At 62.6% G+C, this 12,126-nt stretch carries 16 protein-coding genes; 11 read left to right on the top strand and 5 right to left on the bottom strand.

Going from position 1 to position 12,126, the window contains the following annotated elements:
• Nucleotides 1–35 precede the first annotated feature (35 nt).
• The gene (locus AC1RZR_RS05585) at nt 36–350 is read right to left on the bottom strand and encodes a hypothetical protein (protein WP_477268767.1); all 315 of its coding nucleotides are present in this window, start codon (nt 348–350) and stop codon (nt 36–38) included.
• A gap of 42 nt (nt 351–392) precedes the next feature.
• Here AC1RZR_RS05585 and AC1RZR_RS05580 point away from each other — a divergent pair, with 42 nt between their 5' ends.
• The 7 genes from AC1RZR_RS05580 to AC1RZR_RS05550 all read left to right on the top strand — a co-directional run bounded on the left by AC1RZR_RS05580 (nt 393) and on the right by AC1RZR_RS05550 (nt 6,475).
• On the top strand, nt 393–1,214 hold the full coding sequence (locus AC1RZR_RS05580) for a pyruvate, water dikinase regulatory protein (protein ID WP_477268766.1): 822 nt from the start codon (nt 393–395) through the stop codon (nt 1,212–1,214).
• Between the two features lie 82 nt (nt 1,215–1,296).
• Nucleotides 1,297–1,896 (top strand): Maf-like protein, encoded by a 600-nt coding sequence (locus AC1RZR_RS05575; protein ID WP_477268765.1) that lies wholly within the window; start codon nt 1,297–1,299, stop codon nt 1,894–1,896.
• On the top strand, nt 1,889–2,731 hold the full coding sequence (locus AC1RZR_RS05570; protein WP_481827899.1) for a shikimate dehydrogenase: 843 nt from the start codon (nt 1,889–1,891) through the stop codon (nt 2,729–2,731). The genes AC1RZR_RS05575 and AC1RZR_RS05570 overlap by 8 nt, the downstream gene beginning before the upstream one ends.
• Nucleotides 2,728–3,333, top strand: a complete 606-nt coding sequence (gene coaE, locus AC1RZR_RS05565) for a dephospho-CoA kinase (protein WP_481827898.1) — start codon at nt 2,728–2,730, stop codon at nt 3,331–3,333. The genes AC1RZR_RS05570 and coaE overlap by 4 nt, the downstream gene beginning before the upstream one ends.
• Nucleotides 3,334–3,409: 76 nt before the next feature.
• Nucleotides 3,410–4,120: a DNA polymerase III subunit epsilon gene (gene dnaQ / locus AC1RZR_RS05560; RefSeq protein WP_477268762.1), complete on the top strand. Its 711-nt coding sequence runs from the start codon at nt 3,410–3,412 to the stop codon at nt 4,118–4,120.
• Between the two features lie 302 nt (nt 4,121–4,422).
• On the top strand, nt 4,423–5,112 hold the full coding sequence (locus tag AC1RZR_RS05555) for a tetratricopeptide repeat protein (RefSeq protein WP_481827897.1): 690 nt from the start codon (nt 4,423–4,425) through the stop codon (nt 5,110–5,112).
• 37 nt (nt 5,113–5,149) lie between these two features.
• Nucleotides 5,150–6,475, top strand: a complete 1,326-nt coding sequence (locus tag AC1RZR_RS05550) for an adenylate/guanylate cyclase domain-containing protein (protein ID WP_477268760.1) — start codon at nt 5,150–5,152, stop codon at nt 6,473–6,475.
• A 186-nt stretch (nt 6,476–6,661) separates the two neighbouring features.
• Here AC1RZR_RS05550 and secB read toward each other — a convergent pair whose 3' ends face one another.
• Both secB and AC1RZR_RS05540 read right to left on the bottom strand, forming a co-directional pair.
• The gene (gene secB, locus AC1RZR_RS05545; RefSeq protein ID WP_379094290.1) at nt 6,662–7,165 is read right to left on the bottom strand and encodes a protein-export chaperone SecB; all 504 of its coding nucleotides are present in this window, start codon (nt 7,163–7,165) and stop codon (nt 6,662–6,664) included.
• A gap of 124 nt (nt 7,166–7,289) precedes the next feature.
• Nucleotides 7,290–7,790 (bottom strand): FxsA family protein, encoded by a 501-nt coding sequence (locus tag AC1RZR_RS05540; RefSeq protein ID WP_477268759.1) that lies wholly within the window; start codon nt 7,788–7,790, stop codon nt 7,290–7,292.
• A gap of 214 nt (nt 7,791–8,004) precedes the next feature.
• On the opposite strand from AC1RZR_RS05540, the gene AC1RZR_RS05535 reads away from it, so the two are divergent.
• Genes AC1RZR_RS05535 through AC1RZR_RS05520 form a run of 4 tightly spaced genes read left to right on the top strand, consistent with a single transcriptional unit; the run spans nt 8,005 to nt 10,750 of the window.
• A complete protein-coding gene (locus tag AC1RZR_RS05535) occupies nt 8,005–8,712 on the top strand; it encodes a Tim44/TimA family putative adaptor protein (RefSeq protein ID WP_481827896.1) in 708 nt (235 codons plus the stop codon).
• Nucleotides 8,713–8,737: 25 nt separating this feature from the next.
• Nucleotides 8,738–9,844, top strand: coding sequence for a murein transglycosylase A (gene mltA, locus AC1RZR_RS05530; protein WP_481827895.1), 1,107 nt, complete (start codon nt 8,738–8,740; stop codon nt 9,842–9,844).
• Nucleotides 9,841–10,371 (top strand): Smr/MutS family protein, encoded by a 531-nt coding sequence (locus tag AC1RZR_RS05525; protein WP_477268757.1) that lies wholly within the window; start codon nt 9,841–9,843, stop codon nt 10,369–10,371. Before mltA ends, AC1RZR_RS05525 begins: the two co-directional genes overlap by 4 nt.
• 10 nt (nt 10,372–10,381) lie before the next feature.
• Nucleotides 10,382–10,750, top strand: coding sequence for a helix-turn-helix domain-containing protein (locus AC1RZR_RS05520; RefSeq protein ID WP_379094280.1), 369 nt, complete (start codon nt 10,382–10,384; stop codon nt 10,748–10,750).
• A 92-nt stretch (nt 10,751–10,842) separates the two neighbouring features.
• On the opposite strand, the gene AC1RZR_RS05515 is transcribed toward AC1RZR_RS05520, so the two are convergent.
• Both AC1RZR_RS05515 and AC1RZR_RS05510 read right to left on the bottom strand, forming a co-directional pair.
• Nucleotides 10,843–11,073: a hypothetical protein gene (locus AC1RZR_RS05515; RefSeq protein WP_481827894.1), complete on the bottom strand. Its 231-nt coding sequence runs from the start codon at nt 11,071–11,073 to the stop codon at nt 10,843–10,845.
• A gap of 192 nt (nt 11,074–11,265) precedes the next feature.
• Nucleotides 11,266–11,883 carry a transglutaminase-like cysteine peptidase gene (locus AC1RZR_RS05510; RefSeq protein ID WP_477268755.1) on the bottom strand — a complete coding sequence of 206 codons (618 nt, stop codon included), beginning with the start codon at nt 11,881–11,883 and terminating at the stop codon, nt 11,266–11,268.
• Nucleotides 11,884–12,126: the final 243 nt, after the last annotated feature.

Raw genomic sequence — 12,126 nt, 5'->3', positions numbered from 1 at the left:
TCTCCAAGCCTCTCTATAATCAAATATTCTTATATCTAAGATTCTTCTGATTCTAAGAGTCTGTTGGTTGTGGTGGTTGTCACCTGTCCCGCTTTGCCCCGCAAAACACCAGCCAGCATATTGTCGCGCGCTTCGCTTTCCAAACTGTAGGGTTCTGGGGAAAGCCAGGAATCCGTCACTGGAGTCAAGGCGTTAGGAAATGCCGGAAAAAGCTCGTCCTGTGGACAGATGATAGTCAAAGGAAGCCATCCCCAGACTTGTCCCCAACCGCCCGACGAAGCTGACAGCACAACGAATTGTGGACAAACTGCCATCTGATACAGTCGCCTGTGACCGGCGCGTTTTTCCATCCCGCTTTATCCACAGCCGCCCACAGCCTGGAGTGACCCCCTGTGAACAAACCCCAGAGCTTCTTCCATCTGCACCTGATTTCCGACGCCACCGGCGAAACGCTGCTCGCCGCCGGCCGGGCGGCTTCCGCGCAATACAAGGATGCGCGCGCCATCGAGCACATCTACCCGCTCATCCGCACGGAAAAGCAGGTGGCCAAGGTGTTCGAGGACATCGAGGAGGAGCCCGGCATTATCCTCTATACGGTCGTCGACCAGAAGCTTGCGCGCGGCATCGACGAGCGCTGCGCGACCATGGGCCTGCCCTGTGTGTCGGTGCTCGAGCCGGTGCTGACCGTGTTCCAGTCTTATCTCGGCACGCCGGCCGGCCGCCGGGTCGGCGCCCAGCATGTCCTCGATGCCGAATATTTCCGCCGCATCGATGCGCTGAACTTCACCATGGAACATGATGACGGCCAGCTGCCGGCCAACATGGACGATGCCGATATCGTGCTGATCGGCATCTCGCGCACGTCGAAGACGCCGACCAGCATCTATCTCGCCAATCGCGGCATCAAGACCGCCAACATTCCCATCGTCCTCGGCGTGCCGGTGCCGGAAAGCCTGGTCAACGCCAAGACGCCGCTGATCGTCGGATTGATCGCGACCGCCGAGCGCATCTCGCATGTCCGGCAAAACCGCATTCTCGGCAACAGCAGCACCTACGAGGCGAGCGACTATGTCGACCGTGCCGCGATTACCGAGGAGCTTGCCTACGCCCGCCAGATCTGCACGCGCCATGGCTGGCCGATGATCGATGTCAGCCGCCGCTCGATCGAGGAAACGGCGGCAGCGATCGTTGCCCTGCGTGGCAAGACGCGCTAGGCGTGGCGATATTCAGGCGATGCCGGCCTGACCTGAATCTCAACAGACCTGGGCGGTGCCGGAAGTCAGGCGCGAAAAAATCATGACCGAGACAATCATCCTCGCTTCGGGCAGTCCGTTCCGCAAAGCGATGCTCGTCAATGCCGGTGTCGACGTCGAGGCGGTTGCGGCCGATGTCGACGAGCGTGCGCTCGAGGCACCTTTGCAGGACAGCGGTGTTTCACCGGAGGACGTCGCGCTTGTGCTGGCCGAAGCCAAGGCCACCGAGGTGAGCGAGCGCCGGCCCGGTGCCCTGGTGCTTGGCTGCGACCAGACGCTGTCGCTCGGCGACGAGGTGTTCCACAAACCGGAAGACATGGAAGGCGCGCGCCGTCATCTGCTGGCGCTGTCAGGCAAGACCCATCAGCTCAACAGCGCCGCCGTGCTGGTTCGCGATGGCGCGGTGCTGTGGCGGCATGTCGGCATCGCCAGCATGACCATGCGCAAGCTCGATCCAGCCTTCATCGGCCGCCATCTCGCCCGTGTCGGCGCCAGGGCGCTGGCCAGCGTCGGCGCCTACCAGATCGAGGGCGAAGGCATCCAGCTGTTCGAGAAGGTCGAGGGCGACCATTTCACCATCGTCGGCCTGCCGCTCCTGCCGCTTTTGGCCGAACTTCGTGATCTCGGAGCGATCGATGGCTGACGCGACAAAGAAGGCCTTCGTCACCGGCCATCCGATCAAGCATTCGCGCTCGCCGAAGATCCATGGCCACTGGCTGGCCAAGCATGGCATCGATGGCAGCTACCAGGCCATCGACATCGAACCGCAAGACTTTGCCGAGTTCCTGGCGACGTTGCAGGCGAACGGCTATCAGGGTGGCAATGTCACCATCCCGCACAAGGAAGCCGCCTTCGTGCTGGTCGACCGCCGCGATCAGGCGGCCGACGAGATCGGCGCCGTCAACACGTTGTGGTTCGAGGATGGCGCCCTGTGGGGCGGCAACACCGACGGCTACGGCTTTGCCGCCAACCTCGATGACCATGCGCCGGACTGGGCAAGCAACGGCCCTGCGGTGGTGCTTGGCGCCGGCGGCGCGTCTCGCGCCGTTATCCATGCGCTGAAGCAACGTGGTGTCGCCGACATCCGCATCGTCAACCGGACGCTGGCCCGGGCGCAGGAATTGCGCGACCGTTTCGGCGCCGGCGTTTCGGCACATGGCATGGCGCAGACCGGCGAATTGCTTGCCGACGCCGGCCTGCTGGTCAACACCACGGCGCTCGGCATGCATGGCAATGAAGGCCTGTCAGCCGATCCGGCGCTGCTGCCGGACCACGCCATCGTCACCGACATCGTCTATGTGCCGCTGGAGACGCCGCTGCTTGCCACTGCCCGCGCAAGGAAGCTGAAAACCGTCGATGGGCTTGGCATGCTGCTCAACCAGGCCGTGCCGGGCTTCGAGAGCTGGTTCGGCGTCAAGCCGCAGGTAACAACCGAACTGCGCGCGCTCATCGTGGCCGACCTGGTGCCGAAACCATGATCGTGCTTGGCCTCACCGGCTCGATCGGCATGGGCAAGTCGACCACGGCAAAGATGTTTGCCGAGGCCGGCGTGCCGGTTCATGATTCCGACGAGGCGGTGCATCGCCTCTATGCTGGCAAGGCCGCACCCCTGGTCGAGGCCGCCTTTCCCGGCACGACCGTTTCCGGCGTGGTCGATCGCGCAAAGCTTGGCGAGCGTGTGCTCGCCGACGCCGCCGCGCTGAAGCGGCTCGAGGCCATCATCCACCCGCTGGTGCGTGCCGATGCCGATGCCTTCCTCGCGCGCAATCGGGCCGCCGGCGCGCCGCTTGCCGTGCTCGATATCCCGCTTCTGTTTGAGACCGGCGGCCGCAACCGCGTCGACAAGGTCGTCGTCGTCACCGCGCCGGCCGAAGTGCAGCGCCAGCGCGTGCTGGCGCGGCCGGGCATGACGCAAGAAAAGCTGGCGTCGATCCTGGACAAGCAGGTGCCGGATGCGGAAAAGCGCCGTCAGGCCGATTTCATCGTCGACACCGGCCAGGGGATGGATGCCGCCCGCGCCGCCGTCGCGGCGATCATTGCCGAACTCTCCGGGGATAAGTCGGGCAGGGCCGGCTCCTGACGGCAGGCCGTCAGCATTGCCCATTGCCATTTTGTTCCAGTCTCATGATTCTGCTCGCTTGGAGCGGACTGATTCGATGCGCGAGATCATCTTCGATACGGAAACCACCGGCCTCGATTCGCGCGACGACCGCGTCATCGAGCTTGGCGGCATCGAACTGGTCAACCGTTTCCCGACCGGCAAGACCTTCCACCACTATATCAACCCTCAAGGGCGGGCGATCCACGCCGAAGCGCAGGCCGTTCACGGCATCAGCATGGCGGACCTCGCGGGCAAGCCGACCTTCGCCGAGATTGCCGAGGAGTGGCTGACCTTCATCGACGGCGCCAAGCTGGTCGCCCACAACGCGACGTTCGACGTCGGCTTCCTCAATGTCGAATTCGGCCGGCTGGGTCACCCGGTCATCGACAATGGCCGTGTTGTCGACACGCTGGCGCTGGCGCGCCGCAAGCATCCAATGGGCCCCAATTCGCTCGACGCGCTTTGCCGGCGCTACGGCATCGACAACACAAGGCGCACCAAGCACGGCGCCTTGCTCGATTCCGAATTGCTGGCCGAGGTCTATATCGAGCTGATCGGCGGCAAGCAGGCAGCTCTCATCCTCGACAGCGCGACAGCGCCGGCCCAGGGCAATGAGAATGTCCGCCAGATCGAAATCACCATCAGCCAGCGCCCGGCGCCCTTGCCGCCGCGCCTGACCGCCGCCGAGCGCGACGCGCATGCCGGGATGGTCGCCACGCTCGGCGAAAAGGCGCTGTGGCTGAAGGTTGCCTCCTGGACGCCATAGCGACGGGTAGAACCCGAATCCTTACCGGATTTGTGTTCTGGCATGCGGCAGCCGAGATCGTTGGTGACACCGATATAGATGATGCCGCCTTCTTCTGGCTCGCAGTCATGAGCGCGTCCCTGAACTCGCGCGGACACCCCGCGCGCCGCTGACACTGCGCTTCGGACCGGCCGTCGCCTCGACCAAGCCTTGAGTCGCATTTGCGCCTTGACCGACCACCTAGAGCGAGATCATGATCGAACTTGTATTAGCTATGCCATAAGTTTGCGCCCAGGTTGTCCCGCGTCAAAGGACTACCATTCATGAGCTGGCGGCGAGAAATCATTGCGGCTGTATTGATCGGCGTTTCGTCGTTCGCGCACGCTTCCATCATAGATGACGCTGAAGACGCAATCGCGCGCGCAGATTATGCAGCGGCAATGAGAATGCTGGAGCCGCTTGCAGACGCTGGGAACGCAGTGGCTGAGAATGATATTGGATGGCTCTACTATGAAGGTTTAGGCGTCGCTCGCGATGAAGCCCGTGCGGTGAATTGGTTCCTCAAGGCCGCAACCCAAGGCCAGCCGGCTGCGCAGTTGAACCTTTGGGATGCGTATCTGAATGGCCGCGGCGTTAGCGCTGATGAAGCCAAAGCGACAACTTGGCTTCGCGCTGCGGCAGACCAGCGTCTTCCCTGGGCGCTGGTTGAACTAAGTTTCGCTCACCTTGACGGCCGCGGCGTCCGACAAAACGCAGACGAGGCATTTCGTCTGATGCAATTGGCTGCCGATCAGGGTCTGCCATTTGCCCAGAATGAACTGGGTTGGATGTACGAAACCGGGCTTGGTACTTCGCCAAACGATGATCAGGCGATTGCCTGGTACCGACAAGCGGCAAAGAATGGCAACACATCCGCGGGCTGGAACGTGGAGTACATGTATCGGTCGGGCAGAGCCGCTCCCGTCGATCCCTCGGAGGCAAAGCAATGGAATAGGAGGCGAAATTTCCGTTAGGGTGCCACTCTGAGCGCTTGTGCGGATTGGGCGGCCGATGAAAACTCACATCCGTCGATTGGGCATGCGGTTAAATGTGGTCCTCCAAGCGGTGCTACGCCGAGGGATTCCGCATGATGGGGTGGCATCGGGCCGGCGCGTTTATGTGGTAAACGTGGTTGCGTTGGGAGCGGCTTCCATCTGTCTGTTTTTCTGCGGCTTCAATATGGTTGCAGGAGCCGTTCATCACGACAGGTTCCTAGCGATAAATCTTGTCGCCAGTTTGTTATTTCTGTCGGTGCCACTCACAAACGGCTTCTCAAACGCCGTTGCAGCTTACCTTCTGCTGGCTTTCATGTTCGTGATTGTGGTGCTGTTGGCGCTGCTGTCTGGGAGGGATTCCGGAGCACATTTCTTTCTAATTTCCGCCGGACCGATTCTACCGCTGCTACTGGGTACCCGGCGGCCGATACTTGTTGCAGCGTTTACATTTATTGCTATTTCGACGTTCTTGGTGCTTGAATTCACACTACCGACGCTGGTGTTCACCGGGCGCCCTTGGCTTCCGCAAATACGCAATCCGTTTTCCGAGTCGCTAGATATTGGATTTGACGATAGCGTGTTCATCTTGTCGATGTTCGCCCTTGAGGCAGTTTTGGCCTGCACAACGTTCGTTGCCTTCCGCCTGGCGGAGTCGGCCGAAGCGTCCCTGCAGCGAGAATACGCTCGGTCTGAGCTTCTCCTGCAGAACCTCCTGCCAAATCCCATAGCAACGCGCCTCAAGGAGCGTCCTGACAGCGTCATTGCGGACAAGTTCGATTCGGTGACCGTTCTTTTCGCAGATGTTGTCGGTTTCACTTCAAGCGCAGCGCGCAAGCGACCAGAGGAACTTGTGGCATTCCTTGAGCGCATTTTTGGGGAATTCGACCTGTTGGCAGAAAAGCACGGCCTGGAAAAAATCAAAACGATTGGCGACGCTTACATGGTGGCCGGAGGAATGCCGATTCCTGCTGAGGGGCACACAAACTCGGTCGCGAACATGGCTCTGGACATGATCAATGTGGCAGGGCGCCTGACCGTCGAATTCGGTGAGGAAGTCGCAGTTCGCATCGGATTCCACTCCGGGCCTGCTGTCGCAGGTGTCATAGGCCGTCGCAAGCCTTTCTACGATGTTTGGGGTGACACGATAAATGTAGCGGCTCGGATGGAATCCTCCGGTGTGCCCGGGCGTATTCAAATTACCCCAGAAGTGAAGCGCGTCTTAGGAGCAAGCTACACGTTCGAGGAGCGTGGAACGGTCAACGTGAAGGGTAAGGGCCAAATGCCACTTTTCTTCCTCACGGGTAGGTCCATCGACGATCCCGGCGTCGGAGGAGTTCGATAATTGCTTCGGCTACGGCGGCCGAGATCGATGGAGGATGACGAAGGCGTTGGGGGTCTGCTGCCAATCGCAAATGACGAAATTTGGGAACCGGTGACAGGCCTGCGTTCAGAAATTTGCCACACTCTTCTCAAGACAAAAAACCCGGCGCGAGGCCGGGCTTTTCAAACGCTACCGAGACAGCAGGCCTCAGCTCACCTTGACATTGGACGCGGCCTGGTCTTCGGCCAGCTTCTGCTGGAACATTTGCGCGAAATCGATCGGGTCGAGCATCAGCGGCGGGAAGCCGCCATTGCGCGTCGCCTCGGCGATGATCTGCCTGGCGAAGGGGAACAGCAGGCGCGGGCATTCGATGAACAGGATCGGCAGCATGTGTTCCTGCGGGAAGCCGGCGATCGCGAACACGCCGCCATAGACCAGCTCGACATTGAACAGCACTTCCTGGTCGAAGGAGGCCTTGGCGTTCAGCGTCAGGTTGACGTCGAACTGCTTGTCGGAGAGCGGGTTGGCGTTGACATTGACGTTGATGGCGATGCCGGGGGCCTTGTCGCGGCCGCGCAGCGAATTCGGCGCGCCGGGGCTTTCGAAGGACAGGTCCTTCACATACTGGGCCAGCACGTTGAGCGACGGCTGCGCCGCGGTGTTGCCGTTTCCGTTGGCCGCGCCGACCGGCGCGTCATCTTTGCTGGCCATAAGCCTTCGTCCTCTTGCCTGGGCAGCATCGCTGACCGAATTGAAATCGGGCGTTCGCTACCATGGTCGGCATGACAAGACAAGGTTTGCCGCCTTGCTTCGGGCGAAGCAGGCCAGACGCTGCCTACTCGTCCTTGAGGCGTCGCCAGGGAGAGTTGTGGTCCGGGCCGCGCGCATAGTCGTCGCTGCGCGAATAGTCGCCATCGTCGAGGTCGATGGTCTTGTCGCGCTGCCGGCCGCGGAAGCCGCCGGTGCTGAAATTGGTGGCCAGCACGACGCGGCCCTTCAAGGCCCGCCAGGCGAGATCCCGGATCGGCGGCAGGAGCAGCAGCAGGCCGATAATGTCGGTGATGAAGCCGGGGATGATCAAAAGGATCGCCGCCAGCACGATCATCGCGCCATGCGCGAGCTGGCGGCTCGGATCGCGGCCGGCGTCCATCTCGGCCCGGATCCGCGTCATGACGCTGAACCCCTGGTGTCGGAGCAGCAGCGCGCCGGCGATGCTCGACGCCAGCACCAGGCCGACAGTCGCCAGCGCGCCGACCTGGCGCCCGACAACCACGAAGCCGGCGATTTCCAGCAGCGGAAGCGCGAGGACAAAAAGCGGAAGGAACGAAATGCGCAAGTCTTGCCAACCCTCTCGATCGTTTGGCCGTTTCGATGTTTTGGCCGCCGGCGAGCAATCGCCGCTGGCACTGAGGCTGTTAGATAGGTATGCCTGCCTTTGATTTGAATGATTGCGCCTTGCGTTCTATATGCTTTGAATGTTGAACGCTATGCGACCGTGGCCTTTGGGGCCGGCGGTCTGGCCACGGGGCAGGGATTGATTGGCGGAAGATATGGGATTCTTCGACTTCGGCACGATTTTCTTCCTGATTGCGGCGGTGGTCATCTTTTTCCAGCTGCGTAATGTACTGGGCCGTCGCACCGGCAGCGAACGGCCGCCCTTCGACCCCTATACGGCGGCCCGCAGCGGCGACAAGGATGCCGCCCAGAAATCCGAGAATGTCGTGTCGCTGCCGCGCAAGCGGTTGCCGGGCGAGCCGGCGGCCGACACCTATGCGGCGATCGACGCCTTCGCCAAGCCCGACACCGACCTCAACAAGGGTCTACGCACGATCAAGGACAATGATCCGTCCTTCGAGCCGAAGGGCTTCGTCGACGGCGCCAAGATGGCTTATGAGATGATCGTCATGGCCTATGCCGACGGCGATCGCAAAACGCTGAAGAACCTGTTGTCACGCGAAGTCTTTGACGGCTTTGTCGCCGCGATCGGCGAACGCGAGGCCAAGGCGGAAAAGATCCAGTCCTCTTTCGTCGGCATCGACACGGCCGACATCGTCTCGGCCGAGATGAAGGGCGGCGAGGCGCATGTCACGCTGCGCATCATCAGCGAGTTGATTTCGGCGACCCGCGACAAGGCCGGCGCCGTCATCGACGGCGACCCCGAAACCGTGGCCGAGGTCAAGGATGTCTGGACCTTCGCCCGCGACACACGCTCGCGCGATCCGAACTGGAAGCTCGTCGCCACCGAGGAAGAAGACTGAACCCGGCACAAGCCGCGAGGCTCCGGTGTCGCTATCGCCTCTCTTTGTCGCCAGGTCTTTTGCCGATCTCCCCGGCTGGGGCGACGATGAGCATCTGGCGGCCTTCGCGGCCTTTCGCCGTTCCGCCTTTCATGTCCTGACCAAGCCCTATCGCAGCGGTTCGCTCGGCGTCGACTTCGACGCTTTTGCCGAGGCCTATGCCGAGGCGCGCTTTGTTTCGCCGGCGAATCGGTCGCAGGCCCGCGCCTTCTTCGAGCGCCATTTCACGCCCGTGCACATCCGCGCCGAGCATGGCGGCGCCGGCCTCGTCACCGGCTTCTATGAGCCCGAGGTCGAGGCATCACCGATACGAACGGACCGCTTTTCGGTGCCACTGCTGTCGCGCCCGGTCGATCTCGTCGATATCGATGACGCCAACCGGCCGCGCGGCATGGATCCCTACCTCGCCTTTGCCCGCCAGACGCCGGATGGACCGGTCGAATATCCCGACCGGGGCGAGATCGAGCGCGGCGCGCTTGACGGCAAGGGCCTGGAAATCGCCTGGCTGGCCGAGAAGGTCGATGCCTTCTTCATTCACGTGCAGGGTGCGGCACGGCTCGCCATGACCGATGGCCGGCTTCGCCGCGTCACCTATGCCGCCAAATCCGGCCAGCGCTTTACCGGGCCTGGCAAGATTCTCAGCGAGATTGGCGAAATTCCGCTGGAAAAGGTGACGATGCAGTCGATCCGCGCCTGGTTCAAGGCGCACCCTGATCGTATCGACGAGATCCTTTGGCAGAACCGCTCCTACATCTTCTTCCGCGAGGCTGATGTCGAGGACGCGGCCCTTGGCCCGATCGCCGCCGCCAAGGTGCCGCTGACACCGGGCCGCTCCATCGCCGTCGACCGCCTGCTGCACACATTCGGTACGCCGTTCCATATCGATGCGCCATCCTTGACGGCTTTCGACGCAAAACCGTTCCGCCGCCTGATGATCGCGCAGGACACCGGCTCGGCCATCACCGGACCGGCGCGCGGCGATCTCTTCGCCGGCTCGGGCGATGCGGCCGGCGAGATCGCCGGCGTGGTGCGTCATGCGGCGGATTTTTATGCGTTGATCCCGCGCGCGCTCGTTCCGGATGCGAATCGATGACCCGGCGCCCGGATAAGCTTAGCGAAGACGACCGGGTGCTGTGGAACCTGGTGGCGCGCACCGCCAAGCCGCTCAAGGGCAGGATCGCCGTCGATATTCCCGACATTCCTGCCGAGGCCAGGCCAACGCCGTCGCAGCCGGCCCAGCCCGTGGCCAATCAGCCAGGCGCGGCAAAGCCGAAGGCGCAGCATGTCGCCCATGCGCTCGACGAACCAACGCTGGACAAACTGTCGAAGGGCCGGCTGCCGATCGAGGGCCGCGTCGATCTGCACGGCCTGACCCAGGACGAGGCCTATTCGCTGCTGTTCTCGTTCCTGCACCGGGCGCATGCCGGCGGCATCCGCTATGTGCTGGTCATCACCGGCAAGGGCTCGTCCTCGGGCGGCGACGGGGTGCTGCGGCGGGCCGTGCCCGCCTGGCTGTCGACGCCTGCCTTTCGGCCGCTGGTCTCCAGCCACGACCATGCCGCCCGCAACCATGGCGGTTCGGGCGCGCTCTATATCCGGCTGCGCAGGCTGCGCGCATGAGGATGGGCGCATGACCCCGTTCGGCGAGAAGCTGCGGACGCTGCGAAGCGAGCGCGGCGTCAGCCAGAAGGACATGGCGGCGGCGATCGGCGTCAGCGCCGCCTATCTGTCGGCGCTGGAGCATGGAAGGCGCGGCGCGCCGACCTGGACGCTGATCCAGAAGATCATCGGTTATTTCAACGTCATCTGGGATGACGCCGAGGAACTGGCGCGGCTGGCCGAAGCTTCGCACCCGCGCGTGAAGCTCGACACGTCGGGCCTCAGTCCCGCCGCCACCGAGCTCGCCAATCTGCTGGCCGAGAACATCGAAAAACTCGACGAGGCGGAACTGCGCCGCATCACCGCGTCGATCCGCGCGGCACTGGGTCGCCAGGCGTAACCTGGCGGGTCCGCCAGGGGGCGCGAGTTTCCCGCGCGCGCGCCGGCGTTCGCTTCACCTGAAGGGCCCGCCGGCGTTCAGCAGTGATGAGATCATTTTTTGCCGGCAGCGCCATTATTTCCACGGCCGCCCTTGTCGCCATGGTCGTTGCCGTTGTTTCCACCGCCCAGGCAGTTCGAGTCGCCGGCACTGCAACAGCGCCCGCTCCACAAATCGTTGGTCGACGTCTTGGCGCAGCTTATGGTCTGATCGGCCAAGGCCGATCCGGCCATGCCAGACACCGCGACGGCGGCAAGCAGTGCATTACGCAAAAGTGCAGTCATTTGATGAAGTCTCCATGGTTGGTTTCCGTCTACGGCCATGTGTCGTCGGCCGGGAGGAAATGGTTCACGGAGAAATGCGAGATTTGTCGGAGGTTGGCATGATGCGCTCGGCGCTGAGCCAGTAGCAAGACGCCGGCGGGACAGCGCGAAGGATCGCCGACCCTTCGCCGAAGTCGCTCTGTTTGCCTAGGGCTACTGGACCGAGCCGACCAGGACCTGCTGGCCACCACGGATCGAGACCCAGCGGCCGGTGTTGTCGATCGCCTGCCGCTTGAGGAAGCGGTAGCCGGTCTGGTCCCACGCCTTGACCTTGTCGTTCAGATTGTCGAGCACATAGTCGCCGTCGTCGGTGCGCACCGTCAGCACCGCATGGCCCTCGCCGTCCGGCTTGCGCACGACCGTTATCAGAAGGTCGGCAAGCGATATGCCCATGCGCGAAAGCTGGCGCCGCTTCTCCAGCACGTAGTCCTCGCAGTCACCGACGCCCTTGTCGGGATAGGCCCAGACTTCGTCCTTGCCGTAGATTTCCATGTCGCTCATCGGCTTGACGGCGGCATTGACCCTGGCGGTGACGTTGATCAGCTTGCGCATCAGCCCGTCGGTCATCGCGGCCGGCGCGAGATTGGCGGGGCGGATCGAGCATTCGCCCGGATGGAGCTTGCAGAAATCATAGTGGCCGATCGGCTGTGAGGTGAGGCCCCCGGTCGCCATCGCTCCGGCCGCCAAAGCCGGTGCCACCCAGCCTCCCGTTACTGTCAGCCCGGCCGCCACATACGCGCGCAGCCTTCGCGCCATTGGTGAGGAAATCATTGTCCCCGCTCGCCCTTTGTTATTAACGAAAGGTTAAGGGGGATTTACAGTCCGTGTCAATTACGACGGCGGTCGGATTGATAGCATGGTTACCCGAGGGGTAGGACAGCGGCACTTGTGCAACAGAATCGGCCGGTCGGCCACATTTTGCCGGCCAATTGGCCCGGATTGTCGCTGCTGGGTCGCGTTGGCACGGTTTTAGCTTTTGTCCCTATGCATGTCGTTGTCCAAAACCGCTGCGCA

Source organism: Mesorhizobium bavaricum, from assembly GCF_056781655.1.
Note: the sequence above shows the minus strand (reverse complement) of the source record. Positions and strands in the feature narration are given on the sequence as shown.

What these genes read in the sequence shown, in the direction of transcription:
- AC1RZR_RS05585 (WP_477268767.1), bottom strand. Translation starts at nt 350, where the DNA reads ATGGAAAAACGCGCCGGTCACAGGCGACTGTATCAGATGGCAGTTTGT.
- AC1RZR_RS05575 (WP_477268765.1), top strand. Translation starts at nt 1,297, where the DNA reads ATGACCGAGACAATCATCCTCGCTTCGGGCAGTCCGTTCCGCAAAGCG.
- AC1RZR_RS05570 (WP_481827899.1), top strand. Translation starts at nt 1,889, where the DNA reads ATGGCTGACGCGACAAAGAAGGCCTTCGTCACCGGCCATCCGATCAAG.
- coaE (WP_481827898.1), top strand. Translation starts at nt 2,728, where the DNA reads ATGATCGTGCTTGGCCTCACCGGCTCGATCGGCATGGGCAAGTCGACC.
- dnaQ (WP_477268762.1), top strand. Translation starts at nt 3,410, where the DNA reads ATGCGCGAGATCATCTTCGATACGGAAACCACCGGCCTCGATTCGCGC.
- AC1RZR_RS05555 (WP_481827897.1), top strand. Translation starts at nt 4,423, where the DNA reads ATGAGCTGGCGGCGAGAAATCATTGCGGCTGTATTGATCGGCGTTTCG.
- AC1RZR_RS05550 (WP_477268760.1), top strand. Translation starts at nt 5,150, where the DNA reads ATGAAAACTCACATCCGTCGATTGGGCATGCGGTTAAATGTGGTCCTC.
- secB (WP_379094290.1), bottom strand. Translation starts at nt 7,165, where the DNA reads ATGGCCAGCAAAGATGACGCGCCGGTCGGCGCGGCCAACGGAAACGGC.
- AC1RZR_RS05535 (WP_481827896.1), top strand. Translation starts at nt 8,005, where the DNA reads ATGGGATTCTTCGACTTCGGCACGATTTTCTTCCTGATTGCGGCGGTG.
- AC1RZR_RS05525 (WP_477268757.1), top strand. Translation starts at nt 9,841, where the DNA reads ATGACCCGGCGCCCGGATAAGCTTAGCGAAGACGACCGGGTGCTGTGG.
- AC1RZR_RS05520 (WP_379094280.1), top strand. Translation starts at nt 10,382, where the DNA reads ATGACCCCGTTCGGCGAGAAGCTGCGGACGCTGCGAAGCGAGCGCGGC.
- AC1RZR_RS05515 (WP_481827894.1), bottom strand. Translation starts at nt 11,073, where the DNA reads ATGACTGCACTTTTGCGTAATGCACTGCTTGCCGCCGTCGCGGTGTCT.
- AC1RZR_RS05510 (WP_477268755.1), bottom strand. Translation starts at nt 11,883, where the DNA reads ATGATTTCCTCACCAATGGCGCGAAGGCTGCGCGCGTATGTGGCGGCC.